At 64.0% G+C, this 25,967-nt stretch carries 26 protein-coding genes and 1 pseudogene; 17 read left to right on the top strand and 10 right to left on the bottom strand.

Features of this window, described 5'->3' with window-relative positions:
• Window positions 1-23: 23 nt before the first annotated feature.
• Window positions 24-1,103 (top strand): NAD-dependent epimerase/dehydratase family protein, encoded by a 1,080-nt coding sequence (locus MIC97_RS20535; protein WP_239801827.1) that lies wholly within the window; start codon window positions 24-26, stop codon window positions 1,101-1,103.
• Between the two features lie 731 nt (window positions 1,104-1,834).
• Here the strand turns inward: MIC97_RS20535 and MIC97_RS20530 are convergent.
• A complete protein-coding gene (locus MIC97_RS20530; RefSeq protein ID WP_239801826.1) occupies window positions 1,835-2,815 on the bottom strand; it encodes a hypothetical protein in 981 nt (326 codons plus the stop codon).
• Entirely contained in the window at window positions 2,812-3,534 is a 723-nt protein-coding gene (locus tag MIC97_RS20525) for a hypothetical protein (protein WP_239801825.1), read from the bottom strand. Before MIC97_RS20525 ends, MIC97_RS20530 begins: the two co-directional genes overlap by 4 nt.
• A 112-nt stretch (window positions 3,535-3,646) precedes the next feature.
• Here MIC97_RS20525 and MIC97_RS20520 point away from each other — a divergent pair, with 112 nt between their 5' ends.
• Complete coding sequence (locus MIC97_RS20520) at window positions 3,647-4,711, top strand: hypothetical protein (protein ID WP_239801824.1); 1,065 nt, start codon at window positions 3,647-3,649, stop codon at window positions 4,709-4,711.
• A 1-nt stretch (window position 4,712) separates the two neighbouring features.
• On the opposite strand, the gene MIC97_RS20515 is transcribed toward MIC97_RS20520, so the two are convergent.
• Entirely contained in the window at window positions 4,713-5,330 is a 618-nt protein-coding gene (locus MIC97_RS20515) for a HEAT repeat domain-containing protein (RefSeq protein WP_239801823.1), read from the bottom strand.
• Between the two features lie 302 nt (window positions 5,331-5,632).
• Here MIC97_RS20515 and MIC97_RS20510 point away from each other — a divergent pair, with 302 nt between their 5' ends.
• The 6 genes from MIC97_RS20510 to MIC97_RS20485 all read left to right on the top strand — a co-directional run bounded on the left by MIC97_RS20510 (window position 5,633) and on the right by MIC97_RS20485 (window position 11,285).
• Window positions 5,633-6,691 (top strand): substrate-binding domain-containing protein, encoded by a 1,059-nt coding sequence (locus MIC97_RS20510; RefSeq protein WP_239801822.1) that lies wholly within the window; start codon window positions 5,633-5,635, stop codon window positions 6,689-6,691.
• Window positions 6,688-7,701, top strand: a complete 1,014-nt coding sequence (locus MIC97_RS20505; RefSeq protein ID WP_239801821.1) for an extracellular solute-binding protein — start codon at window positions 6,688-6,690, stop codon at window positions 7,699-7,701. Before MIC97_RS20510 ends, MIC97_RS20505 begins: the two co-directional genes overlap by 4 nt.
• A 64-nt stretch (window positions 7,702-7,765) precedes the next feature.
• On the top strand, window positions 7,766-8,578 hold the full coding sequence (locus tag MIC97_RS20500) for an ABC transporter permease subunit (RefSeq protein ID WP_239801820.1): 813 nt from the start codon (window positions 7,766-7,768) through the stop codon (window positions 8,576-8,578).
• A gap of 1 nt (window position 8,579) precedes the next feature.
• Entirely contained in the window at window positions 8,580-9,374 is a 795-nt protein-coding gene (locus MIC97_RS20495) for an ABC transporter permease subunit (protein WP_239801819.1), read from the top strand.
• Window positions 9,371-10,444, top strand: a complete 1,074-nt coding sequence (locus MIC97_RS20490; protein WP_239801818.1) for an ABC transporter ATP-binding protein — start codon at window positions 9,371-9,373, stop codon at window positions 10,442-10,444. Before MIC97_RS20495 ends, MIC97_RS20490 begins: the two co-directional genes overlap by 4 nt.
• A gap of 1 nt (window position 10,445) precedes the next feature.
• Window positions 10,446-11,285, top strand: coding sequence for a phosphodiesterase (locus tag MIC97_RS20485; RefSeq protein WP_239801817.1), 840 nt, complete (start codon window positions 10,446-10,448; stop codon window positions 11,283-11,285).
• A gap of 268 nt (window positions 11,286-11,553) precedes the next feature.
• Here MIC97_RS20485 and MIC97_RS20480 read toward each other — a convergent pair whose 3' ends face one another.
• The 5 genes from MIC97_RS20480 to MIC97_RS20460 form a co-directional block, all read right to left on the bottom strand.
• On the bottom strand, window positions 11,554-12,384 hold the full coding sequence (locus MIC97_RS20480) for an ABC transporter permease subunit (RefSeq protein WP_239801816.1): 831 nt from the start codon (window positions 12,382-12,384) through the stop codon (window positions 11,554-11,556).
• A gap of 65 nt (window positions 12,385-12,449) precedes the next feature.
• Window positions 12,450-13,523: an extracellular solute-binding protein gene (locus MIC97_RS20475; protein WP_239801815.1), complete on the bottom strand. Its 1,074-nt coding sequence runs from the start codon at window positions 13,521-13,523 to the stop codon at window positions 12,450-12,452.
• Window positions 13,524-13,539: 16 nt separating this feature from the next.
• A complete protein-coding gene (locus MIC97_RS20470) occupies window positions 13,540-14,583 on the bottom strand; it encodes an ABC transporter ATP-binding protein (RefSeq protein WP_239801814.1) in 1,044 nt (347 codons plus the stop codon).
• Window positions 14,583-15,362: an ABC transporter permease subunit gene (locus MIC97_RS20465; protein ID WP_239801813.1), complete on the bottom strand. Its 780-nt coding sequence runs from the start codon at window positions 15,360-15,362 to the stop codon at window positions 14,583-14,585. Before MIC97_RS20465 ends, MIC97_RS20470 begins: the two co-directional genes overlap by 1 nt.
• Before the next feature lie 81 nt (window positions 15,363-15,443).
• Window positions 15,444-16,085: a TIGR00725 family protein gene (locus MIC97_RS20460; protein ID WP_239801812.1), complete on the bottom strand. Its 642-nt coding sequence runs from the start codon at window positions 16,083-16,085 to the stop codon at window positions 15,444-15,446.
• 94 nt (window positions 16,086-16,179) lie between these two features.
• Here MIC97_RS20460 and MIC97_RS20455 point away from each other — a divergent pair, with 94 nt between their 5' ends.
• Window positions 16,180-16,950 carry a DeoR/GlpR family DNA-binding transcription regulator gene (locus MIC97_RS20455; RefSeq protein WP_239801811.1) on the top strand — a complete coding sequence of 257 codons (771 nt, stop codon included), beginning with the start codon at window positions 16,180-16,182 and terminating at the stop codon, window positions 16,948-16,950.
• Between the two features lie 40 nt (window positions 16,951-16,990).
• Here MIC97_RS20455 and MIC97_RS20450 read toward each other — a convergent pair whose 3' ends face one another.
• Window positions 16,991-17,206, bottom strand: a complete 216-nt coding sequence (locus MIC97_RS20450; RefSeq protein WP_239801810.1) for a hypothetical protein — start codon at window positions 17,204-17,206, stop codon at window positions 16,991-16,993.
• A 147-nt stretch (window positions 17,207-17,353) separates the two neighbouring features.
• Window positions 17,354-17,822, bottom strand: a pseudogene (locus tag MIC97_RS20445) (helix-turn-helix domain-containing protein).
• Window positions 17,823-17,912: 90 nt separating this feature from the next.
• Here MIC97_RS20445 and MIC97_RS20440 point away from each other — a divergent pair.
• From MIC97_RS20440 to MIC97_RS20405, 8 genes are all read left to right on the top strand, one after another.
• Window positions 17,913-18,806, top strand: coding sequence for an alpha/beta fold hydrolase (locus MIC97_RS20440; RefSeq protein ID WP_239801912.1), 894 nt, complete (start codon window positions 17,913-17,915; stop codon window positions 18,804-18,806).
• A gap of 460 nt (window positions 18,807-19,266) precedes the next feature.
• A complete protein-coding gene (locus tag MIC97_RS20435) occupies window positions 19,267-20,421 on the top strand; it encodes an ABC transporter ATP-binding protein (RefSeq protein ID WP_239801809.1) in 1,155 nt (384 codons plus the stop codon).
• 25 nt (window positions 20,422-20,446) lie between these two features.
• Window positions 20,447-21,583, top strand: coding sequence for an extracellular solute-binding protein (locus MIC97_RS20430; protein ID WP_239801808.1), 1,137 nt, complete (start codon window positions 20,447-20,449; stop codon window positions 21,581-21,583).
• Window positions 21,584-21,644: 61 nt separating this feature from the next.
• A complete protein-coding gene (locus tag MIC97_RS20425; protein WP_239801807.1) occupies window positions 21,645-22,478 on the top strand; it encodes an ABC transporter permease subunit in 834 nt (277 codons plus the stop codon).
• Window positions 22,475-23,317 carry an ABC transporter permease gene (locus tag MIC97_RS20420; protein WP_239801806.1) on the top strand — a complete coding sequence of 281 codons (843 nt, stop codon included), beginning with the start codon at window positions 22,475-22,477 and terminating at the stop codon, window positions 23,315-23,317. Before MIC97_RS20425 ends, MIC97_RS20420 begins: the two co-directional genes overlap by 4 nt.
• On the top strand, window positions 23,314-24,336 hold the full coding sequence (locus MIC97_RS20415) for a LacI family DNA-binding transcriptional regulator (protein WP_239801805.1): 1,023 nt from the start codon (window positions 23,314-23,316) through the stop codon (window positions 24,334-24,336). The genes MIC97_RS20420 and MIC97_RS20415 overlap by 4 nt, the downstream gene beginning before the upstream one ends.
• A gap of 3 nt (window positions 24,337-24,339) precedes the next feature.
• Window positions 24,340-25,149, top strand: a complete 810-nt coding sequence (locus MIC97_RS20410) for an inositol monophosphatase (protein ID WP_239801804.1) — start codon at window positions 24,340-24,342, stop codon at window positions 25,147-25,149.
• Window positions 25,146-25,895, top strand: coding sequence for a phosphodiesterase (locus tag MIC97_RS20405; protein ID WP_239801803.1), 750 nt, complete (start codon window positions 25,146-25,148; stop codon window positions 25,893-25,895). The genes MIC97_RS20410 and MIC97_RS20405 overlap by 4 nt, the downstream gene beginning before the upstream one ends.
• Window positions 25,896-25,967 lie beyond the last annotated feature (72 nt).

Genomic DNA, 25,967 nt, shown 5'->3' with positions numbered 1-25,967 from the left:
TGGTCTCTGATGGAGACCATAAGATGACCGCTGAAAACCATGCTGGGACCACGACTATGACGGATCGGAACATCGTTCTGGTCACGGGAGGAACAGGGTATCTGGCGGGATGGACCATCATCGAGCTCCTCGCGCAGGGATATGCGGTCCGCACCACAGTGCGTTCGCTGAAAAGTGAGGAGCAACTGCGTCAGCGCCTGGCGCCATACACCGATGGCCTCGCACGCCTGAAGCTCTACCCCGCTGACTTGCTGAATGACGCCGGCTGGGCGGACGCCCTCGAGAATGTCGATTTTGTCCTGCACCAGGCATCGCCGATGTCAGGCAAGGACGTCATCGGACCTGCACGGGAAGGCACGATGCGCGTGCTCAAGGCCAGTGCTGCCGCCGGTGTCAGGCGCGTGGTGCTGACCTCGTCCGGTTTTGCCGCAAGTCGACCGACACCAGGTTCCGTCCCGCCAGGCCAGCCCATCGATGAATCCAGCTGGACCGACATCGACCAGCCCCGCATCGGCGACTATATGCGGGCAAAGACCCTGGCGGAGCAGGATGCATGGGCCTTCGCCCGCACTCCCGGAACAGACATGGAGCTTGTCACCATCTTGCCCGGTTTCATTCAGGGACCCGCCTTGAATGGCATGTATTCGGAGTCGGTGGGTCTGATTGCCAACATGCTGAACGGGAAGATGCCTGTACTCCCCGATGTAGGGCTGGGCATCGTTGACATCCGTGACCTCACCGACCTGCACATCCGCGCGATGGTATCCCCCGAGGCGGCGGGACAGCGCTTCATCGCCAGCGGCGATTTCCTCTGGTTCCGAGACATAGCGCTCATTCTCAAAGACGCTTTCGGCACCCGCGCATCAAAGGTCTCCGTGCGCTCCATGCCGGACTGGCTGGTCAGACTCCTGGGCCTGTTCAGCCCGCAGGTGGCGGGCATGGTTCCTGAACTAGGGCAACGCACGGAACTGAGTTCAGCCAAGGCACAGCGGCTCCTTGGATGGACCCCCCGTCCCGCCATCGACGCCATTGTCGCGGCGGGGGAGAGCTTGATGCCGCCGAACGCGTTCGATGAGCGGCGTGCAAGCGACCAAAAGCGTTAGCTTCAAGAATCGCCTCTGGTCGCAATGTCGGGGCGGCCGGGGCAGAAGTGAGTACATTTCATGCCCTTAGAAAAGGCACGAGCGCCTATGTCGCCTCCCGTAGTAGGCATCAGAACCCAAGTCAACCGTGCCCCTCACCTGCACCTACGACGATCCGCTCGATCCTAGTCTAGGTGCACGGCATTGCGTTCATTGCCTAAGTCATTGCGATGGTGGCCACCTTCACCGGTCGTCGCGATGTCGGCCTGTCAGGCCGGGTCCGCACATTCGTCGCCGCGCTCGTACGTTCGGCACATTCCTCAACGATCCATGGCTGAAGCGGCTCACGGCAAGCGCGAAGCCGGCCTGACATGGAGCAACGCTGCCAGGAGCATTTTGACTGTTGCCGGCAGGCAGCAAAGGTGGGACCGGGATCCGCGGCTGGCCTCGATGCTGCCGCGCCATGTCTGTTGCCGAGGCAAAGCATCGTGCCTTGCCAGACACGGAGCTATCCGCGCGGCCCGTCCGACAGCGCATTTCGACTCCGGGCGTCGCCGGTGATCGGGCCGAAGATGTGCAGGAGCGGCAATGTGCCGAGGCATATGTCTGTCGAAAGGCAGGCCGCGCGCACGTCCTCACGGGTTTCAGATGTTCATCACGCGGGGTGGAAAGCACGTCCGCCGACCACGAGCGGTGCCCGAGGGGGAAAGACATCGGCCCCTCGCCGGAACCCCGCCCGGCAACCGCTGACGCTACCGGCGGAAGAGAAATGCATAGATGCTGCCGCCAAGCCCGCCGAACAGCGTCAGCAGCGAGAACAGCGCCGTGAAGGCGACGAGGATAGGGTCACGCACCGCCCGCTCGGTCCATGACGGCGAGACGAGCGCGGTCTCGTTGGCGAAGCGGTCGATCCGCATCCTGCTCGGCCCGAGCGCCGAATAGACCGTCATCGTGAATTCCGGCTTGACGTCGTCCGGCCCGACGAGAAAGCCATAGGCCGGCTGGGCAGCGCCGGAAGCCCCGGCTGCCACGAAGGACAGCCGGTCGCCAGTGAACAATGTGCCCTCGGAGACGGTGATGGGGACATCGCGCCATGGCAGCGTCTCCCGCACCACGTAACGCCCTTCCCGCAGCAGGCCGCTCACGCCGCCTGAAGGAACGGTGCCGATCGTCACCTCGCCCGAGACCGGCAATGGCGAGGAGCGCAGAACGGCTTTGCGGTCCAGAAGCATCCGGCTTCCCGCTGCAAGGGGCGCGCCGCCGTCACCGACATCGAGAGCCTCAGGCTCCTCGCCGGCAAGAACGGGCGACAAGGTGATGGCAAGCATCTCTCCGTCGCTCTCCATGCCGATTGCCTGCCCCGCCGGCCACCTGAATTCGAGCGAGGCGACGGTCCTCACCTCGTAAAGGCCAGACGCGCAACCTGGATGGCTTTCCGTCGCGGCGGCCGGCGCGGCGCGGCGGGACCGGCGGGCACACAGGACGACGTCCTCCAGTTTCCACACGGCGCGCTCGCTGCCGTCGAACCTGACGGTCGCGCTACCGGTCAGTGCCTCCACCGCGAAGGAACGCCGCCCTTCGCGGCCATAGAGTGCGACGAGGACGAGTGCGAAGACGAGAAAGCCGGCCAACACCGCCGTCAGGCGAAACCCGCGCGAATGCGGATCGGGGCGAAAGGATCGCCACTTCCGGAAACGTGCTTTCGCGCCACTGCCCGAAGCCAGCTCGTTCACGGCGCGCCGACGCCCACGACGCTGATGTCGACCGGGTCATCCATATTGCCCCGGCGAATGCGGTTAACCTCGAGGTTCAGCGCGCCCTCCTGCGGACGGACGGGAATCAGGCAGACATGATCGAAGCCGACGGTGCCCCCATCCGCAAGCGCGTTGCAGGTCACGTCGATCGACGGGCCGCTGAGGACATAGACCTCTTCGGCGCCGCGGCTGTTGACGAGAACCAGAAGTTCCCGTGCATTGCCCACATAGGCGGTGTTCCACAGCGCCGGGACGAATTCAAGGCTGTCGGTGTTGCAATCCCCTCGCGTGATCGCCACGGCCATGCGCTCCGCGCCGAGCGCGCCGACCATCTCTGCCTTGCCGGTGGGATAGGGGATGCTGGCGACGCCGCCGCCTTTCCAGCCTTCCCTCAGCCGATAGGTGCCATAGGCCCAGTAGAGCGCATCGGAGGTAAGCCAGCGGGCACAGGCGGCGCTGGCCCAGTCGCCCGGAAACAACGCCTCCACCGTCGGCCGCCGGTCGCTCTGCGGGCCGCGCAGGGCGACGCCGACCACGACGCGGGCGGCCGAAATCCTGGCTGCGGTCCCAAGCTCTTCCGTGAATGCGCCGACCAGCTCTGTCCCGGGTGATTGAGCCCTGGCCGGAAAGGCGGCCAGAACAGAGACTGCGCCCAGCGCCACGAGGCTGTGAACTAAAGATCCGACCCGCATGTTCATTACGACTTGCAGCGTCCCTGATGGTCACTATTGTCTAGCACCTATGCGGTATTTCGTCGACCCGGCCCGGCCGTCCCCTTCCCGATTGCTCAAACGCATCATGCTGGCATGCTTGGCGGCATCGACGGCCCTGCTCGCCCCCCTGCACCCGGCGTTTTCCGAATCCGTTTCGGTCAATCGCGGCGAAGGGCAAGGGCTGATCGTCACTCATCGCGGAAATTGCTATCTGCTGATCCCCGATCATGTGCGCGGGCGCAGCTCGCGTCTCAGCCTCAGCCTGGGCGCCCCTCTTGTCGGGGGGGAAGCCACCGTCTTCCAGTCCTTCGCTCCCGGAACCGACCTTGCCGTGGCCTATGTCAGGGGTGACCTTCAGGGACGCTGCCGCGAAGACTATGCCGATCTCGACCGGCCGGTCGACACCATCCTCGACGGCGCCACCAGGGCGTCCCTCGTCCGCGTGCAGACATCCGGCCAGATCACCCGCACTCCGGTCGCCATCACCGAAATCCTGTATGACACGCTGCGCATCCGGGTGGAGGACGACGAGGCGCCTCTTTATCAGGGGACCAGCGGCAGCTTCCTGTTCGTCGACGACATCCCCATCGCGATGATGATCGAGGCGCCGGACCCAATGACCGGCATCGCGCTTCGGGCAGACGCCATCGCCGACCGCACCCGCAGGCTTCTCTCCGGCCGGTCTCCCCGCGAGGACGTGGCCGCGCCACCCTTGAGATCGGACGGGAACGGCCCGGACGCCGCCGAGGGGCTGCCGATCGCCGATATCGGCTGCTCGGCGGAACCCGTCAGCCCGGAAGCGGCGTGCAGCAATATACTGACAGGTTCCGGCCCGCTGCTGCTTCCGCCTCTCGGCCGACCGCTCGAGATCGAGATCGAACTCGAAACTCCCGGTGAGAAAGCTGTCGTGGTGAGCCGGATTGAGCTGGCCTCGCAGCCCGATGACGCCTCCTCATCACCCAAGGCCGTGCGCATTGAACTGGACAGTTCGCAGGGCACGCAGCGGCGCTGGCGCACCTTCGGCGCAGGCGACATGTCTCCGCTTGGAGAACTGAGCATCGGCTCGGGCGGCGGCCAGTTCGCCAGAAGGCTCCGGATCAGCATCGACAACGCATGGCGACCGGACCTTCCCGTTCGGCTCGACCGCGTCGTCGTCAGATGATCTATTCGTAGAGCGGGATGCGGGCATCGACCGGCTTTCCATGGCGGGCATAAAGCAGCGTGCCCTGAAGGACGCCGGAATCGTCGAGCGTGAAGCTGCCGGTGCCGTTGGTCCAGTCGGTCAGATGAATGACATCTCCCGTCTGACGCAGAGAGCAGTTGCCACGTCTATTCGTCCAGCAGCGGTGCTCCGCACTGTAGTCGCCGGTCAGCACGAACTGGATGGTGCCGCCGCCATTGGCGTCGACACTGCCGCTGTGATTGACAACGAATTCAATGATATTCGTCGAATCCTTAGTCGGGGGGGCGGTGTCGATGCGAAAAGGACCGCCGGCATCGAAAATCGCCTTCACCGCGATCTGACGCAGCTGCGGGTCGGCGGAGAACAGGCCGACTTCCCTGGCCTTGCGCACGAAGGCCGGGTCGCCCGTCTTGAGGATCGCTTCCATCGCGGCGATCCGCCGCTTCGGATCTGAATCCGACAAGAGTTTCTCAACGCGTTCGAGTTCGGATGCGCGGCCATCGATCGATGCCTCAATCTCGTCGAGCACCGATTGCGCTGCGGCCGCACCCGCCGTCGCCATGATCGCCAGCACCCCGAGCAGCATTCGAACCTGCATTGAACACCCCCTTGTCCCGTTCCCCTGCAAGATGGCCGACATTGATGATGCCAGCCCCAATCGTCAAGCGCAGGTTGTGGCGAATGTTTCGGCTAGATGTTATCGACGTTACCGGTTCCCTCACCCTAGGTCTGGGGATCGTTCAGACGTTTTTGTATGCGTTGAGCTGACGTCAACACGTCGTCGAAGGCATGCCAAAGGCCGGCTGGAGCCACTGAAAACGACTGAAACACCGTCATCCAGCTCATAACTTGGTCTGCTAGTTCAGCCCTTACAGAGACCGGTCGACATCGACCGATCTGATGCGAGGGCGGACGGTGAATTCAGCGGATACCACGATACGGGACGTCGCGGGGCGGGCAGGTTGCTCGATCGCTACCGTGAGCCGTGTGGTCACCGGACATGGTCCTGTCAGCGAGGAGATGCGCAAGCGCGTCGTGGCGGCGGCACTTGAGCTCGGCTTTCCGCTCGCCCGCGCCTTTCCCGAAACGCGGCCGGTCATCAGTATTCTCATCCCGAGCCTGACCAACCCGGTGTTTGCAGCGGCCGTAGCGGGGATCGAGCAGCGGGCGCGCAGCGCCGGCATGTTCACCATCCTTGGCCAGTCCAATTACGATCCAGCCCAGGAAGAAGCCATTGCCGCCACGCTGATCGCCGAGCGACCGATCGGCATGATCATGACGGTTTGCGATCCGAGCTCCAGCCTTGCTTTGCAACGTCTGCGCAAGGCCGAGCTGCCGGTCGTCACCATATACAACGAGGACACGCCCCAAGGCGTCGCCGCAGTCCAGGTCGACAATCGCGCCGCCATTCGCCAGATGGCCGACGAATTGGTGGCGCTTGGGCATCGCCACATCCTGTTCCTCGCCGGTAAGTTCATTTCTTCCGATCGTTCGGCCAGTCGATATGCCGGCTATCGCGACGCGATGCTTGCAGCGGGCCTCTCACCCGCCCCGCCGATTGAGGTCGACTTCATCGACGCGAGCCGGGACATCGATCTGACCGAGGTCATGGTGGAGTGGCAGCCTACGGCCATCATGGCCTCGAACGATCTTCTGGCAGTAACGGTGATCGCGTCGCTGCGCCGGGCAGGACTTTCGGTTCCCGAAGACGTTTCGGTCACCGGTTTCGATGGCATCGACTTCGCGCGCCACATTCACCCCCGCCTTCATACGATCCGGCAGCCGTCCCAGGTCATGGGAACGCTCGCTGCCTCGTTGCTGCTGGACATGGCGACCGGGCACAAGGCCCCGCAACAGCTGCGTCCAGACTTTATCCCCCAAGCAGGGGATTCGATTGCGCCTCCTCGTCAGCGCGATCGATCCGCCTCCTTCTCCACGAAAAGGAACCCGAAATCATGAAATCCCGAATTGTCTCCAGCGGCATCGCCGTCGCCATTTCCGTTCTAACCCTTGTGCCTCTGCAGGCGCAGGCTCAGGACGCCATTTGCTACAATTGCCCGCCCGAATGGGCGAACTGGGGCGAGATGCTGAACCAGATCAAGACCGATCTCGACATCAGCATTCCCGGCGACAACAAGAACTCTGGCCAGGCCATCGCCCAGATCATCGCCGAGAAAGCAAGCCCGGTCGCTGACATCGCCTATCTCGGCGTTAATGCCGGCATTTCCGCTGCGAAGCAGGATCTGGTCGAGGCGTGGAAGCCTGAGCGTTTCGACGAGATCCCCGTAGGCCTCAAGCATCCCGAAGGCCGTTGGTGGGCAGTGCATCAGGGTACGCTCGGCCTGTTCGTCAACGTGGATGCGCTTGGCGATACACCTGTGCCGGCTTGCTGGGCGGATTTGAAGAAGCCCGAGTACAATGGCCTCGTCGGCTATCTCGATCCGACATCCGCCGCCGTCGGCTTCGGCTCGGCTGTCGCGATCAACACTGCGCTTGGCGGGTCGCTGGAGAATTTCAATCCGGCGATCGACTATCTGAAAGCGCTTGCCGCCAATGGCGCCATCGTCGCCAAGCAGACCTCCTATGCCCGCACCGTTTCGGGTGAGATCCCGATCCTGATGGACTACGACTTCAACGCCTATCGCGCGAAGTACAACGAGGACGGCAAGTTCGAGTTCGTTCTGCCTTGCGAAGGTTCCGTCAGCTTTCCTTATGTCATGACGCTGGTTAAGGGGGCCCCGCACAGGGAGACTGCCGAGAAGGTGTTGAACTATCTGCTCTCGGATAAGGGGCAGCTCTTCTGGAGCAGCGCCTATCTGCGCCCGGCACTGCCGGTCGAAATGCCGGCAGAGGTGGCGGAACGCTTCCTGCCACAGAGCGAATATGACCGCGCGGTCGCCGTCGACTGGGCCGAGGCACAGGCTGCACAGGCCGGCTTCTCCCAGCGCTATCTGAACGAAGTTCGCTGAACCGCAACAAAGGCCGGGAGGGAGCCTCTCCCGGCCACCCTCACCCAACGCAGCGGAGGCGGCCGTGAACAGCAGGCGCTTTGACTTACTACTGATACTGCCGCTGGCGATCTTCACGCTGGCCTTCCTGATCTTGCCACTGGCGCGCCTGACGCTGGAGGCCGGAAGCGGCCCGCAAGGCATTGCCGGCTTCTTGGTAATTCTTACCGAAGCTCGTTTCCGCAACAGCCTGATCGTGACGTTGGTCTTGTCCGTTCTGACCACTGTCGCGACGCTCACCGTTGCAACCATTGCCGCCCAGACACTGGCCAACAGGCAGTTTCCCGGTCGTGGATTGCTGCTTTCGATGCTGACCTTTCCGCTAGCCTTTCCGGGCGTGGTGGTCGGCTTTCTGATCATCCTGTTCGGCGGCCGGCTCGGCCTCGTCGGCAGCGTCACGAAAAGCCTTACCGGGACCAACGTTGTCTTCGCCTATTCGCTGTTCGGTCTGTTCCTCGGCTATCTCTACTTTTCGGTTCCGCGCGTACTCCTGACTATCCTTGCGGCGGCCGAGAAGCTCGATCCTGCACTGGTCGAGGCTGCGCGTTCTCTTGGCGCCCGCCCGCTTGCAATCCAACGCGACGTAGTGCTGCCGGCCCTGTTCCCGGCGATGTACACGGGCGGCGCGCTTTGCTTCGCAACCGCCATGGGTGCCTTCGGCACAGCCTTCACCCTCGCGACCAATGTCGATGTGATCCCGATGCTCATCTATACCGAGTTCACCCTCGCCACCAATGCCAGCATGGCCGCGGCGATTTCCATCGCTCTCGGGCTCATTACCTGGGCGACGCTGGCCATCGCCCGAAGCCGCGCCATGCGCGATGTGAAGGGAAGCTGATATGGCTCGCCAATGGACAACGACAGCGGGGATCGCAATCACTGCGCTCCTCACCCTGTTTCTGATCGTCCCGGTCCTGGTCTCCGTCTATGCCGGGCTGACCGTGAACTACTCCCGTGGTGTTTCCGCCGGTTTCACGCTCGACTGGGTGCGACAGGTCTGGGACCTCTACTCCGATACGGTCTGGCGCAGCCTCATTGTCGCATTACTGACGCTCGTCCTCACGCTTCTGATCGGCGTTCCGGGCGCTTATGCGTTGGTGCGCCACGGGGGGCGCTTCGCTCGCACCGTCGAAGAAATTGTCACCCTGCCGGTCGCTGTACCTGGTCTCGCGCTCGCACTCGCGATGATCCTGACCTATGGCGGCGCCGGCGCCTTCCGACAGTCGACGCTTTTCGTGGTTGTCGGCCATGTGCTGTTCACACTGCCCTTTATGATGCGTTCGGTCATTGCCGTTCTCGAGACGATCGACTGGCGCACGCTGGACGAAGGGGCCGCCAGCCTCGGTTCGCCCGCTTGGCGGCGCTTCATCGACGTGATCCTGCCCAATGTTCGGCCTGGTATCGTCGCCGGCGCGCTGACGGTGCTGACACTCTCCATCGGCGAATTCAATCTGACCTGGATGATGCACACGCCGATGACCAAGACCCTGCCCGTGGGTCTCGCGGATGCCTACGCCTCGATGCGGCTTGAGGTCGCTTCCGCATATACCCTCGTCTTCCTCATCATGGTGATCCCCCTGCTGATCGGCGTGCAGCTGGTCGCGGACCTTACCGAGAACCGGAAAAAATCATGAACACGACAACCACCAACCCCGCCCGCAGCGGTTCATCCATCACCACCCGTGCCCTGACCAAGACCTTCAACGGGAATAGAGTCCTGCAGGCGACTGACCTCGAAATACCGGCCGGGCAGATCCTCGTCCTTCTCGGACCGTCAGGCTGCGGCAAGACTACGCTTCTGCGCCTCATCGCCGGTCTCGAGCAGCCCGACGGACCGGACATGATCCGTTTCGATGGCGAAGACGTCAGCGGCGTGACGATCGAAAAGCGCAATGTCGGCATGGTCTTCCAGTCCTATGCATTGTTTCCCAACATGACGGTCGCTGAGAACGTTGCCTATGGGCTGAAGGTCCGGAAGATCCCTGTCGCCATACGGCGAGCAGAGACGCAGCGACTTCTCGAACTGGTCGGATTGGCGGAGCTCGCCGATCGTCGCATCTCGGCCATCTCCGGCGGCCAGCGACAGCGAACGGCGTTGGCCCGCGCTCTGGCCATCAAGCCAAGGGTGTTGCTGCTGGACGAGCCGCTGGCTGCGCTCGACGCGGTTCTGCGCGAACGGCTGCGCGTCGAGATCGGCTTGCTCCTGCGCGAGTTCGGCATCACTGCCGTCTATGTCACCCATGATCAGGCCGAAGCAATGGCCATCGGCGATCGTATCGCCGTTATGGAGCGCGGACGCATCGTCCAGATCGACGTGCCGCGCGAGATCTACCATCGACCGGCCAATGATTTCGTCGCCGATTTTGTCGGGACGATGAACAGGATCAACGGAGAAGTGGTAGGCGGCGTTCTTTCTCTGAAGGGGGAAAACACTGGCGCCTCATTGGAAGTCGGTGGGCCTGACCGCTCAACGGTGCTCTGCTTCCGTCCCGAAGCGGCACGGCTGGCCAACGGATCAGCGACTGTAAAGGCCCGCGTCCTTGCTTCGACGTTCTTCGGACCAACGCAGCGGCTGGTGGCAGAGGTGACGCCGGGGCGTCAGCTACAGCTCGATCTTCCCTCCAGCCTCGCCTTCACGCCGGATCAGATCGTCGGCTTCGAGATCGACCGTGACGCAATCATCGAATTCAAGGCGAACGCCTGACATGCTTATCGCACAAATCTCCGACCTGCACATTCGTCCCAAAGGCCAACTCGCCTATGGCGTCTCCGAAACCAATCTCTATGCCGAACAGGCAATCCATGCCTTGCTGCGGCTCGACCCACAACCCGACTGCGTTCTCGTAACGGGAGACCTCACCGACTGCGGTTTGGATGAGGAATATGAAATCGTCGCGGAACTGTTTTCGCGCCTGCCCTTCCCTGTCTACGCGGTGCCAGGTAATCATGACCGGCGGGAGCCCTTCCGACGCACATTCGCCGCCAGCGGCTACACAGCGGAAGCGGGCCCCCTGAACTTCGCCGTCGACCGTGGCCCCATTCGCATCATCGGCCTCGACAGTCTCGTCGCCGGCGAAAGTCACGGCGAGTTAGCGCCTGAAACCATAGCATTTCTGCAGGAAGAACTGGCAGCTTCTCCTTCGACTCCGACATTGGTCATGCTGCACCATCCTCCGTTCGAAACCGGAATCTCCCACATGGATGAAACCCGGCTTCTCGATGAGGCAAGAGACCTGGAGCGCATCGTCGCCGCCAATCGCCACATCCGTCGTGTATTGTGCGGGCATGTGCACCGATCGATCCAGCAGATGTTCGGTGGCGCCCTGTGCCAGATCGCGCCTTCAGTCGGTCACCAGGTCGCGCTGGATTTGCGTCCGGATGGCCCTTCCGCATTCGTACTGGAACCCCCCGGCTTCCTTCTGCACCGGTTCGCGAATGGCGACTTCGCCACGCATGCCGTAAATGTGGAAAGAGCGCCAGGCCCTTACCCTTTCCTCCTGCCGGATGACTATCCGGGGCGAGGCAGGTTACCTGAAGGGGCATGAGGTAGATCCACGAACCCCATTCACCGTTGCCTGGGAAAGAGCCGCATTGCCTATCAGCCCAGTTCCTCGAAGACAGCGCTATTGATCCGGCTCCGCGTCCGCCGAGCGACGACAATCATTCTCCAATATCGCGGATGCCCCCCGCCGAGCACCCGAAGACCGCGCCGAACATGGTCCGGATGCTCCGGGTGAGACGAGCAAGGACTCGACACAAGCACTTCTAGAGAATCTCGTAAACTCGAGGCTGGCGATCAGGATCGCCGTGCGGCTATCGCCTGCGCGTCGACCTGCTGAATACCGCTTCTCCCAGTGCAATGACGCAGCCGCAGATTGCCATGAGAACGATAGAGATCACCGCAGCGGACGGCAGGTCGGTGCCGGTCTCCGAGATCTTGCTGTAAAGGATGAGCGGCAGGATGTTGACCTGCGTGCCGACCAGCGCGAGCGCCGTGCCATAGGCCCCGACGGCGACAGCGGATGTCAGGCAGAAGGCCGCGACCAGAGACGGCATGATCAGCGGCACGAGGATATCGGCCAGCACACGCAGCGGGCCGGCGCCGAGCGAACGCGCCGCGCGAAGCTGCACGGCGTCGAAATTGCGCACCGCGGGAAGCACGATCAGCACCACGCGCGGCACCAGATAATAGGAATAGGCGACGCCGAGCCCGATCGGAGAAAAGATGAAGCCGCCGACCACCGCGGGGTCGAAACCGACCTCGGCCAGCAGCAACGTCACGAAACCGACGCGGCCGAGCAGCAGGATGAAGCCGTAGGCGACGATGAGGCCGGAAAAGGTCAGCGGCAGCGAGATGGCGATCAGCAGCGAAGTGCGCATCTGGGGCGACAGCCGCGCCAGCGTGATCGCGACTGGCACGCCGATCAGCAACGAGAAGAACGGCGCTGCGATGCCGAGGACGATACTGCCGCGAAGGCCGTTCCAGAAGACCGGGTCGTTCCACACGCGCGAAAAGGCCGAGCCGCCATCGTTCATCGCTTCCGCCAGAACCACGGCGAGTGGCAGGAGGAAGAACAGCGCGAACACCACTGCGCCGGGCAATGTGAACGAGGCGGTGATCGCGGCGGGCGTGCGGACGGACATCGCGTGTTCTTTCTCAACGTCCGGCTCGCGGAGCCTGTCCCCGCGAGCCTTTTCGTCTTGTGGGCTTACTGGCCGAGGACGGCCTTGGCCCAGCCGGCGTCGATCTCGGCCTTCCTGGCGGTTGCCTTGACGATGTCGATCGGCTGGAGCTGTGGCGCGTCCGGCAGCTTGTCGGCGACGCTTTCAGGCAGCACGACGCCCGGCACGGACGGACGGACGAAGCCCTCGGCGAAGATGCCTTGCCCCATCTCCGTCATGACGAAGTTGAGCCAAAGCTTGCCGGCATTCGGGTTCGGGCCGTTCTTGACCAGCGAGATAGCGTAGGGCGCGGCGGCCGATGCTTCCGCCGGCATCACCACGGCAATGTCGTCGCCCATGCCGTCGAGGTGCTTGGCCTTGAGGCCGTCATTCTCGTAGCCGATCCAGATCGGGATCTCGCCCTTGAGGAACTGCGCGTAGGGCGTGGTGCCGACCGTGCGTAGCACGTTGCCGGCCTTGGTCAGCTCCCCCAGATAGTCGATGCCGGGCTGGACGTTGTCCATGTCGCCGCCATTGCCGAAGGCGGCCGCGAAGGCCACCACCTGACCCTGCCCGGTCGAGCGCGGGTCCTGATAGACGATCGCGTTCTTGTATTCGGGCTTCAGCAGATCGGCCCAACTCTCCGGGACGTTTTCCACAAGCTTGGTGTTAACCAAAAACGCGACGTTGAGCGTGTGGATGGTGAACCACTGGCCGCTTTCGTGGCGGAAGGGCTCGGGCAGCTTGTCGAAATTGACCGGATCGAAGTCTTCGACGACGCCCTTGGCGGCCGCGTCGAGCGCGGAGGCGGCAAAATAATAGGCCGTGTCGGCCTGTGGGCGGTTCTTCGCCTTGTCGAGGGCCACCACCGTGGCCGCCGAGCCGAGGTCGTTATAGACCATCTCAACGCCGGGATAGCGGGTCTGGAACGCCTTGAACTGCGCGGCCCAGTTGGCCCAGGTCGGGCCGGTGTCGAAGGAGACGACCATCCCCTCTTTCACCGCTGCGTCGTAAAGGGCCTGCTCGCCCTCGTAGAGTTCCGGGCCTTCGAAGGCCGAGGCCGGGAAGGCGATCAGCGATGCCGCCACTAAGGCTGCGCCGATACCGAATTGCCTGTTCATTGCGATTTCCTCTTTGTCACTGGACTTGATTGGTAGGCGAGAGCAGCCGGATTGCCTCCGGCGGGATCGCGACGCCGCCAATGGCATCGCGAATTCGGGTTTCCAGGCGGATCGAGCCATCGGCGACGGCAAGGTCGAGGCGACGGGCCGAACCGAGGAAGCGGTCGGCGACGACGGAGCCGGTGAAGGCGTTCGGGGTTTTGTCGCCAGCGCCGGCCAGCGGAACGACGTTTTCGGGACGCACCAGCACGACGACGGCCGAGCCCGTTTCGCGGCCCTGCGTGTCGCAGGCGAGGATGCCGACGGGTGTGCTGACGCGGCCGGGGGCTACAACGGCGCCGCGCCACAGATTGGCCTCGCCGACGAAACGGGCGGTCTCCTCATCGGCGGGCGCGTCGTAGAGCTCGCGCGGCGGCGCGATCTGAACCAGCCTGCCGTCGCGCATCACGGCGACCCGGTCGGCGATCGACAGCGCCTCCTCCTGATCGTGCGTCACCAGCAGCGTGGCGATGCCGGCGGCCCGCTGCACGCGCAGGATCTCGTCACGCATCTCGACGCGCAGATTGGCGTCGAGCGCCGAAAGCGGCTCGTCGAGAAGCAGCCCGCGCGGTTCGAAGACCAGCGCACGGGCGAGCGCGACGCGCTGCTGCTGGCCGCCCGAAAGTTCGCGCGGCCCATTGTCGGCGCGATTTGCCATGCCGACACGCTGAAGGGCGTCGCGCGCCCGCGCCTGGCGTTCGGCAGGACTCACGCCCCGCACCTTCAGCGGATAGGCGACGTTCTCCCATGCACGCATGTGCGGGAAGAGGCCGTAGGACTGAAAGACGATGCCGAGGTTGCGCCGTTCCGGCGGCAGCGCCGAAACATCCTCGCCGTCGATGACCACGCGTCCTTCGCCGGGCGCAAGAAAGCCGGCAAGCAGGTTGAGCAGCGTCGTCTTGCCGGAGCCGGAAGCGCCGATTACGGCGACGAGTTCGCCCGGCTTTACTTCCAGGGACACGTCGAGCACGCCGGCCGCAGCATCCGGATATCGAAACGAGACATTGTCGAGATGAAGCATCAGCCGGTCCTCCCGCCTGCCGCCGCGCGCGCGGTCAGGGAACTGGCGATGGACGCCAGTGCCGCCAGAACCAGCAGCACGACCGTGGCCGCGCATGCGAAACCGGTCGCCCCGTAAAATGCCTGCAGCAGAACCACCGGATAGGGCCGCGACAGAAACCCTGAAATCAGGTTGGAAATCTGGAATTCCCCGATCGACAGCGCCGCCACCGTCAGCAGCGACGATGTGAGGCTGGCGCCCAGCAGCGGCACGATCACGTCGCGGGCACGCTGGAAAAAGCCCGCGCCGAGCGATGCGGCCACCCCCTCATAGTCGGCAAGCCGCATCTGCTCCATGTCGGCGAGCAAGGTCGTGACGCTGTAGGGCAGGGACAGAACGAGATGCGCGGCGACCAGCAGCCAGAAGCTGCCCAGCCATGGCAGCGTATCGGACGAGAAGACGAGGATGAAGCCGAAGGCGAGCACCAGTTCGGGCGCGGCAACCGGCATCAGCGCCGCGAGACGCGCGGCAAACCGCACACCGCGATGGGCGGCCGAGTGGATCGCATAGGCGAGCGGCAGCCCGATGACGACATTGAGCGTGCAGGTGGCCGCCACAACCTGAAGGCTGGTGGTGAAGGCGCGCCGGAAACTCGGATCGCCGGCGATTTCGAGATACCAGCGCCACGTGAAGCCCTGCGGCAGCAGCGTGTTGCTCCACACCTCGCCGAATGACCCCACGAACAGCAGCAGGATCGGCGCGGCAAGGAAGATCAGATAGAAGACAGTGACAAGTAGCACGCGACTTGGTCCCCGGGTCCAGTGACCCCGGAATGGAAGATATTGATCACACTCTTCCCCTACACGGCATGGATGATAGATTTATGACAAATCGGCGCTCGGGGAGCGCAGAATGTGCGCCGCCATCCGCTCCAGCGCCTCGTCGGCGCTGGCGCACAGCGTCGCGCCCTCGACCGCAGGCGCGTTTCCGAGCGCCAGCACCGGGCGATTGAAATGCAGCCCCAGGGCCATTTCCGACAAAGTGCCGTGCCCGCCACCGATGGCGATGAGTATCTGGCAGCCGCGCGCGATGATGGCGTTGCGCGCCGGGCCGATGCCGGTCGGGATGGGGATCGTCACATAGTCGTTGGCTGCGGTCCACTCCTCGTCGGGCAGCAGCCCGATCGGCATGCCCCCAGCTTCAAAGCAGCCCTTGCAGGCGGCTTCCATGACGCCGTTCTTGCCGCCGCACAGCAATTGCAGGCCAAGGCGGGCGAGTTCGCCGCCGAGGCGTTCCGCTATCGCGAGTTCGTCGTCGGTTGCGAGCTTCGGGCCGATGATGCCGACCGGGACGCGCCGCATCCCGCCATTGACGGCGATCGCGCCGAGGGCTTCCAGAGGCGAGACCTCATGCGCGTCTGCAGGTGCCTGCGCCGGCTTCCAGGCCAGCGACCAGGCATCGAAGCGACCGGCCGGCCCGAAAAGCGTCGTTGCGGACGCCGACCACAAAAACTGCGTGTTCACGATTGTTCTCCTCTTGTCACAGGGCATATCTTGCGGACGCAGAATATGGAAGATATCTTACATATTGTGAAGTGCCCGGCTGAGGACCCGACGGATGGATGCACAAGCAAAGGACAAGATCACCGAACGGCAGGCGCGGATCGTCGAGATTGTGACCCAACAGGGTTTTGCGACGATCGACACGCTGGCGCGGGATTTTGGCGTCTCCACCCAGAGCGTGCGGCGCGACATAATCAGGCTCGACGGCGCAGGCCTCCTGCAACGTTTCCACGGCGGCGTCGGCGTTCGCGAGACGTCGGCTCGCATGGACTATGCGGAAAAACGCACCCTCGCGACCGACGCGAAGCAGCGCATCGCCGCGCGAGCAGCCTTGCTTATCCCGGAAGGCAGCGTGGTCTTTCTCGATGTCGGCACCACTGTCGAGGCTGTGGCTCATGCCTTGAGGGAGAAGCAGCGGCTGCGTGTCTTCACCGCAAGTCTGGCCGCAGCGAGTATCCTTTCGGGCCGGTCGGGCATCGATCTTTTCGTGCTGGGCGGCTTCGTGCGCGGCCTGGACGGATCGGTCGCCGGCGAAACCACCCTGTCCATGCTCGCACGGTTCCGCTTCGACTATGCGGTGATCGGTTTTTCCGGCATCGACCGGGACGGCGCGCTGATGGATTACGATCTCGAAAAGGTTGCGGTGAAGCAGGCCGCGATGGACCAGTCCAGTCATACGCTCATCGTCGGCGACAGCTCGAAATTCCGTAAATCCGCCGTGGTGCGTTTCGCGGCCGGCGCGAAATCCCTTGTCTTCGTGACCGAGACGCAACCTCCGGAAAATATCTCCGAGAGGCTGGGGGGACAGTTCGTCATAGCCGGCTGACGGCCCCGCTCACAGATGGGAGCGGGGCTGGTCTCGACGTTCAGCCAGTCGCCGCCAATCCCAACATGGCGGATTTCCGGGCCTTGCGACCCGAAGTAGGCGCCGGGTTCCAGCGCGGACGGACTGCTTCGTGCGTGTTCTCCGCAACCTTCACCATGACCCAGCCCCCGGCAGAACCTGCCGTGGTAGCGGTGTGCGTCATCAGCCATTGCTGGTCGTTGACGCCGATCGGATTCGGCAATCGCAGATTTTTCATCCACGATATCGGTGTGGTCGGGTTTCGTACGAATTTGTTGGTGTCGAGTACCAGATCCTGATCGAAGTCGAACGGAGGCCCATCGAGAGATCGGTGGAAATATCTGCTACGCTTCGCAATGTGTAAAGTTTGGCAGAGGGTTTCGCGCTAACCTCGGACCAATTGCGCCGCCGCCTCGCCAGCACTCTCCATATAGCTCGCGTCTCGATGTAGCAGCACCACGGCGAATGCACCATCAAGCAGGAGGAGGATTTGGCGCGCAAGTCGCCGCGCTTGGTCCGGCGTTAGAGGTCCGCAAGAAGCCGCACCCCTTCCATCTGGGATGCTGAGCAGAGGCGGCAAGCTGTCGGAAGATGCCTTGCACCTTGTCGGCTGTCGTGCCCTCCGTCTCGGCGAACCAGCGCTGGAACAGCGCCAGATTCGGCTGGTCGCGCGTTTCCAGATACGCCGCGATCAGGTCGTCTTTGCTACGGAAATGGTAATAGAGCGTCCGCTTGGTCAGCCCCGCCTTTTCGGCAACGGCGTCGACGCTGACGGCGCGGATTCCCTCGGCGTGGAAGAGCTTGCCGGCTGCTTCGATGATGCGCTCGCGTGTAGGGACATTAGCTCTGGTTATACATGAATGTATACCGACCAGTGAGTATACTCAATCCGCCGCCGCACCTAACATGGCGGCATTAGCAACTTTTCATCGCATCTCACGGCGATCGAGGAGCAACCGGTCGAGTTTTCCAGCTCTGACGGGGTGCGGCTCGGAGGCCATTTTTGGCAGGCGAGCAACGTCGATTCCATTGGCACCGTTATCGTCAATCCCGCCACGGGCGTGCTGGCGCGCTACTACCATCGCTATGCCCGCTTCCTCGCCGGGCATGGGTTTGACGTGCTCACCTACGACTATCGCGGCATCGGCCTGTCGCGGCCCGATCAGATGAAGGGGTGCGGCTATCGCTGGCGCGACTGGGGTGAGCGGGATTTCGAGGCTGCCGTCAGGTTCGTCGAGCAGCAAGGCCGAGGCGATAGGCTGCTCGTAGTCGGGCACAGCATTGGCGGGTTCCTGCCGGGTCTTGCCGAAAGTACTAATCGGATCGAGCGCATGCTGACCGTCGGCGCGCAATATGCCTGGTGGGGCGACTACGCCGCACAGCGTCGATTACGCCTGTTCCTCAAATGGCATGTGGCGATGCCGGCGCTGACCTTCGCCTGCGGCTATTTCCCCGGCCGCAGACTGGGCTGGCTGGAAGATCTGCCGGCCGGCGTCGCTCATGAATGGAGCTTTCGCAAGTCGCGTTTCGAGAGGAGCCATCCGCGCGCCGAGCGGCAGGGCGCACTGGAGCGCATGTCGGGCGTCACGGCGCCGATCCTGGCGGTGGCCGTCTCCGATGACGAACTTGGAACACCGGCCGCCATCCGCCGCACGCTCGGTTACTACACCGGCGCCGAACGAACGGCGGTCCTGCTACGCCCAGAGGATTATGGCTGCGATGCCATCGGTCATTTCGGCCTGTTCCATGACGCCCATGCTGCCGGCTTCTGGCTCGAGACGCTGATGTGGCTGCGCGATGGCCGCAATCCCTGGCCCGGCCACGTCATCGATCTTTGAAGGAAGATCGCCCCTCGGCAGCGATCAACGCCAGCACGGCAAGACAAACGGCAGCCGCCCTCACTGGCGTCCATCAGTTCGAGCCATGTGAATGAATGGACATTGCCTGCGTCCTCGCCGAGGTGGATACGCGTGCCGTGGACAGTCTGGACGAGCACGGCGAGGAAGGATGGCGGCATCGACCATCAGGGCGCCCCAGAGTACGAACTGCATGACCGTATTCCCCTCGGGGGTTACGTCGAGCAGTCATGGCCCCGGCGGTAGCTTTCCAGCACACGTGACCGATCAGCGTAGCGCCCCGTATGCGGATTTCTGTCATGCCGGTCGTGTGCCAACGTTTCATGACACTCTCATTGCCTCTGCGCGGCCGCCTGTCATCCGGGCGTTATGAAACGCCACTAAACGTTCCGCATCGAAGAGGCGGGCGACCGCCTTTGCACAGCTGTGCAAGGCAGGAAAAATGGACGAAAGCGGCTTTCTCAGCATCGAGGATATTTCGGTCGGCTACGGGTCAACGCCTGTCCTGAAGGGGCTCGACCTGTCGATCCGCAAGGGCGAGTTCGTCGCCCTGCTCGGAGCCTCCGGCTGTGGCAAGACGACACTGCTGCGCACGATCGCCGGCTTTGCGAAGCCGTCCAGCGGCAGCATCCGCGTCGACGGACGCGACGTCACCACCATGCCGCCGGACCGGCGCGGCATGGCATTGGTGTTCCAGTCCTACGCGCTGTGGCCGCACATGACGGTGGCGCAGAACATCGGCTACGGACTGAAGCTGCGCGGCCTGCCGCGCGCCGACATCGCCCGGCGCGTCGAGGACCTGCAGGGCCTGCTCGGCCTGTCCGGCCTCGGGCAGCGCAAGCCCGGCGCGCTCTCCGGCGGGCAGCGCCAGCGGGTCGCGCTCGGCCGCGCGCTCGCCGTTGACCCGGCGATCCTGCTTCTCGACGAGCCGCTGTCGAACCTCGACGCCCGCATCCGTTTGAAGGTCCGGCACGACATCACCGCCCTGCAGAAGCGGCTGGGTATCACAGCCGTCCATGTCACCCATGACCGCGAGGAAGCCATGGTCATGGCCGACCGGATCGTCATCATGGATGCCGGCACGATCGCGCAGCAGGGCACGCCGGAAGAGGTTTTCAACCGTCCAGCCTCGCCCTTCGTCGCCGCCTTCATGGGCGCCGAGAATGTGGTTGCGCTGCACGGTTCGGTGAAAGGCGGCAAGGTGGCGATTGAAGCAAGCGCCATCAACGCCCCGGCTGTGCTGCCACTGGAGGGGCGCAGCCTGATTGGCGGCGCGTTCGAGGCACGCTTCCGTTCGGAAGGCGTGGAACTGATTGCGCACGATGCGCCCCCTCTGGCAGAAGACGCGCTCGACCTGATCGGCCATGTTGAGGCAGCGAGCTACCCCGGCGGCGCATGGCGGCATTCCGTGCGAGTGGGCGACGACATCCTGCTTGCCGATGCAGCCGAGCCGCACGCGCAGGGTCAGGTGGTGCGAATCCGCATCCCTGCCCGCAACCTGTTCATCTTCGATTTTCCGGGCCGCATTGCGCCGCCCTCGCAAAGTTCCCCGAACCCGATGGGCGCCGTACGGGTCGCGGAAGAATCCCACGCATGAAACCTGTCCAATGGAGACACTCCCGATGAAAAAAGTCCTTCAGGCAACGCTGGTTCTCGGCCTTGCATCCGCGCCGGCTTCGGCAGCGGAACTCACCGTCCTCACCGCCGGCGACCAGAACATGGTCGACTACATCAACGAATATCTCGGACCGCTCTTCGAGGAGCAGAATCCCGGCAACACCGTCCGCGCGGTCGGTACCGGCCCCGGAGATGCGGGTTCGCAGAAGATCGTCGAGCGTTTCGAAGCGCAGAAGCAGGCCAACGCCCAGATCTGGGACACCGACGTCGCCATCGTGCATGAGAAGTTCGTCGGCCCGATGATCGAGGGCGCCTATCTCGGCGCCTATCGCGACCGCATCGCCACCGGCAAGCTGGTGACGCGTTCCAATGCAGACATGGCGCTGGGCTCTAACGTCAAGGGCTATGTCATGCCCATGTATAACAGCCAGGCGGCGCTTGCCTACAACCCGGCGCTGCTGCCCAACCCGCCAGAGAGCTACGAGGAAGTCGCGGCCTGGGCGAAGGAAAACCCGAAGCAGTTCGGTTATAATGGCATCAAGGGCGGCGCGTCGGGCGTCAGCTTCGTGATGGGCTGGATCTACGCCTTCGGCGACGGCGACGCCGACAAGCTGATGAACGGCCCCTTCGAGGAAGCAGAAACCGGCAAATGGGACGGCGCCTTCGACAGTCTCGCCGAGTTCACCACCAACGCGACGCTGACGCCGGGCAATGCGGGCACGCTCGACCTGCTATCGCGCGGCGAGATCGCCATCGGCCCGGTCTGGGTGGACATGTTCTACTCCTGGCAAGCCAACGGCCAGCTGCCACCCGAATTCAAGCTGGTCCTGCCGACCCCCGGCATGCCCGGCCAGCCGATGCACTACGTGATCCCGCAACACGCGCCGAACAAGGAACTGGCCGAGAAGTTTGTCGAGCTGGCGACCAGCCCGAAGGTGCAGGCCGAGGGCATCGTCAAGCGCTTCAACTGGTATCCGGGCATCGACGCCCAGCACGTTCAGGCCGAGCTCGACGAGGCGACCTGGAACAAGCTGTTCACCGACGTGACCCCGGATGATCTGGCCAAGCTCGGCAAGCCTTTCCCGATCGCGCCCTATAACAACGCGATCCTCGAAGCCTACGAGCGTCACGTCACCAACTGAGCCGACCAATCATGAGAGCCGCCCGCCACGCGCCGGGCGGCTCTCATCTCACGGGACCGACATGACCAACACCACGACCTCCCGCCTTTTCGGCCTCCTGCTCGTGCTGCCCGCGCTGGCGGTGATCGTGCTTCTATTCGTGGTGCCGCTCGCCACCTCGGTCGTCGGCGCGTTTCAGGTCGACGGCGGTTTCGGCCTCGGCAATTTCGTCAAATCGTTCGAGCTCTATACGTCCGACATCGTCTTCACGGTGGTGATTGTCTCGCTCTCGACTGCGATCATCGGCGTAATGTCCGTCGCCATTGGCGGCTATCTGGTGCTGGGCGAAAACCCGCGCGCCGTCGCCATCCTGCGCTGGCTCTATCGCTGGCCGCTGTTCATCCCGTTTATCGTCGTCGGCCAGATCCTGCGAACGTTCCTTGCCAAAAACGGCCTGATGAACAACATCTTGATCGAGATCGGCCTGATCACCCCGTTGCAGGCCTTGAGCTTCCTTGACTGGCGGGGCATCGTCATCGCCTTCGTATGGAAACAGACGCCTTTCGTGGCGCTGCTGGTGTCCGGTGCGATGGCGGCGGTGGACCGCAGTAACATCGAGGCCGCGCGCAATCTTGGCGCCTCCCGGTTGCGCATTCTCGTCGAGATCGTCGTGCCGCAGGTGGCGACGACGCTGATGGTGGGGCTCGTGCTCTCCTTCGTCACAATGATGTCAGTGCTGTCGGTGCCGCTGATGATCAACGCACAGTCGCCCACGATGATCACTGCCGACATCGCCTTCCGCATCAACGCCTATGGCGACTATGGCGTGGCCAACGCGCTCGGACTCATCTCGCTTGCCGCATCCGCCTGCGTCGGCTGGTTCTACCTGCGCCAGACCATGAGGGAACGGTCATGAGCACCATCTCCCACGCTCCCGCTCGCCAGGCGTTCCGTATCGACCTGTGGTGGATACCGCGCGCCGTCGTGCTCGGTCTTCTCGCCTTCGCCATCTTTGGGCCGCTGACCAACCTCTTGCTGTGGACATTCACCGAGCGCTGGTATTTCCCCCACACGCTGCCGCTGGAATACGGTTTCAGCTATTGGGCACGCGTGTTCTCGCCGCGCGGCACGGCTATGGAATCGCTTACCAACAGCGTGGTGGTGGCGATGCTGACCGTCCTCGTCGCGATGGCGCTCGCCGTGCCAGCCGGCTATGCGCTGGCGCGGCTGAAGCTGCCCTTTCGCGCGCTGATCCTGCTTGCCTTCCTAATCCCGCAGGCATTCCCGAACCTGCCGGTCTACGTCAACATCGCGCGCCTGTTCTACCAGATCGGCCTGAACGGCACGGTCACCGGCGTCGTGCTGGTGCATGTCACGCACGGGCTCGTCTATGCGGTCTGGATCGCGACTGCCGCCTTCTCCGCCATCGACCGGGAACTCGAGGACGCGGCGCGCTCGATCGGCGCGGGGCCTCTGCGCGCCTTCAGGGACGTGACGCTGCCGCTGGCGGCTCCCGGCCTGCTGGCCAGTGCAATCTTCGTGTTTCTCGAATCCCTTGACGAATTCACAGGCAGCTACTTCGTCGGCGCGCCGGATGTGAACACGATGCCGCTTCTTCTTTATACCGCTAGCGCCGGTGGCAACTACCAGATCGCCTCCATCACAGCGCTGCTGCTTCTGATCCCGTCCGTCGGCTTCATGCTGGTGGTCGAACGCTTCCTGAAATCCGACGTGCTTTCAAAGGTGGGGCATTGAAGACGCAGGACCGACCAACCGCCCCGGGTTTCGTCAACGCCCAGCAGGTCGCGAAACGCGCTGGAGTCTCCCGCTCTGCCGTGTCGCGCGCATTCACGCCCGGCGCCAGCATCGCACCGGAGACCCGCGAGCGGGTCATGAAGGCGGCGGTCGAACTCGGTTATCAGGTCAACGACCTCGCGCGCGGGTTGCTCGCCAACCGTAGCCGGCTCATCGGGCTGGTGGTGACCAGGCCGGAGGTTGGATTTCGCGCGCATCTCGTGGCTTCACTCACCCGTGCCCTGATCCGGCGCGGCAATATTCCTTTTCTCATCAATACCGGCAGCAACGCGCAGGAAATGGAAGCCGCCCACAGTGCTCTGTTCGGCTACCGCGCGGAGGCGACCATCATCCTGTCGGGCTCGCCGCCAGCGTCCTTCGTCGAGCTGGCCCGTCAAAACGGCCAGCCGCTCGTCATGATCGGGCGGTCGGAACCCGGATGCGATCACGTTCGCCTCGACAACGCCGAAGCGGCATCGGAGGCCGCGGCGATGTTCGTTCGCAGCGGCTACACCCGGCTCGGCCTCGCCGGCTCGGCCTCTGCCACGCCCAGTATCGTCGAACGTGAGCGCGCCTTTATCGCGGCGGCCCACCGGCTGGGTGCAAGCGTGGCCGAGGCGCGGGGAGCCGATGCCGACTATGCCGGAGGCCAGGCCGCCGGCTCCGTCCTGCTCGGCGGTCCCCACCGACCGCAGGCGATCTTCTGCGTCAATGACCTGATCGCCATCGGCCTGATCGATGTGGCGCGGCGCGGCGGCGTCGGTGTGCCATCCGACCTGTCCGTCATCGGCTTCGACGACATTCCTGAGGCTTCCTGGGATGCCTATCGGCTGGCGACATTCCGCCAGGACCCTGACGAGATGGCTGCCCAGGCGATCGCCCAGATGGAACGGCGGCTGGCCGATCCGGCCGCCCCGCCCTCGATCGTCCAGCTGCAGCCCGTCTTCATCCGGCGCGACAGCGCCGCCCTGAAAGGATAGGAAATGCTACCCGACACCGCTCTCCAGGCACGCCTCGAAACCGCCCGCGCCGTCATCCGCGATGCCGGCGCGCTCGCGCTGGACCATTTCGGCCGGTTGTCGGCGCTGCAGGTCGAGATCAAGGCCAACGGCCAGGATGTCGTTTCGCAGGCCGACCGTGCGGTGGAGAAGCTGGTGCGCGAACGCATCGCTGCCGCGTTTCCCGAGGACGGCTTCCTCGGCGAGGAAACGGGCCTGACACCGGGCGCGTCCGATTATACATGGGTCGTCGATCCCATCGACGGAACCAGCTGCTTCCTGCACGACCTTCGCAGCTGGTGCGTCGCGCTTGCCCTCCTAAAGGACAAACAGACCGCCGCCGGACTCATACTCGACCCCACCTCCGGTGAGCTGTTCACCGCCGCCGCGGGGGACGGCGCGTTCCTCAATGGCCGCCCGATCTCGGTCGACATTGCGACGGATCTCCAGCATGGCCTGACATCTGTCGGCGCGAATGCGCGCGTACCGCCTCAGGCCATATCGGGCTTCGTCGAACGCCTGCTTGGGGCCGGCGGCATGTTCGTGCGCAGCGGCTCCGGCGCACTCAGCCTTGCCCATGTCGCCTGCGGCCGCCTCGCCGCTTATTACGAACCGCACATGAATGCATGGGACTGCCTCGCGGCCCAGTGCATCGTGCGCGAGGCCGGCGGCTGGGCAAACGACTTCCTCGACGAGAGCGACCTGCTGGCCGGAGGCAGGGTGATCGCCTGTGCGCCGCAACTCCGCGCGCCGCTGCTCGATCTCATCGAAGGCGAGAAAGGGCGTCCTGCATGAAACTGGTGATCGTCTGCGACCTTCATCTCGCCACCCCCGGAGAACGGGTTCACGGCCTCGACCCGCTCGCTGGTCTCGATGCCTGTATCGACGCGATCAACCGCGAGCAGCCGGACGCGGATCTGGTCGTATTCGCGGGCGACCTTGCAAATGACGGCGAGCTTGCCGCCTACGCGGCGCTGGCCCGGCGGATCGACACGCTCATGCCGCCGCACCGCTTCATGATGGGCAACCACGACGACCGCGCGGCGTTCCTCACCGCCTTCCCGGATACTGCAGCGGATGACGGGTTCATCCATTCGTCGGCCGATCTCGATGGAACCCGGCTGATCCTGCTCGACACGCTGTGGCCGGGCCATGTCGCCGGAACGCTGTGCGACGCGCGGCTGGCATGGCTCGATCGCCAGCTCTCCGGCGCGCGGGACGCGCTGCTCGTCATGCACCACCCGCCGCATGCGATCGGCATCGAATCGCTGGACGAATGCCGGCTCTCCAATCCGGATGCGTTACTGCGAGTTCTGGACCGCCACGGCAACGTCCGTCACATCTTCGCGGGCCATGTCCATCGCTTGAGCCATGGCAGTTGGCACGGCATCCCCTGCACTACCTTGCGGGGAACGAACCACCAGACCGCGCTGAAGTTCAGCGGGCCCCATGAGGTGAGTTTCGAGCAGCAGGCTTATGCGATTGTCGTCGCGACCGAGGATGGTTTTACGGTACATGTTCAGGACTTTTTCGTTCGCTGACACCGGCGCCGCCGAAGCATCCGCCGCCAGAGATCGGTCGCATGGTGCCGGAACGCCGGGAGCGCGATGTAC

The organism is Aquamicrobium sp. NLF2-7 (assembly GCF_022359935.1).
Taxonomy (GTDB): Bacteria; Pseudomonadota; Alphaproteobacteria; order Rhizobiales; family Rhizobiaceae; genus Mesorhizobium; species Mesorhizobium lusatiense.
This window is presented reverse-complemented; position numbering and strand designations above follow the sequence as displayed.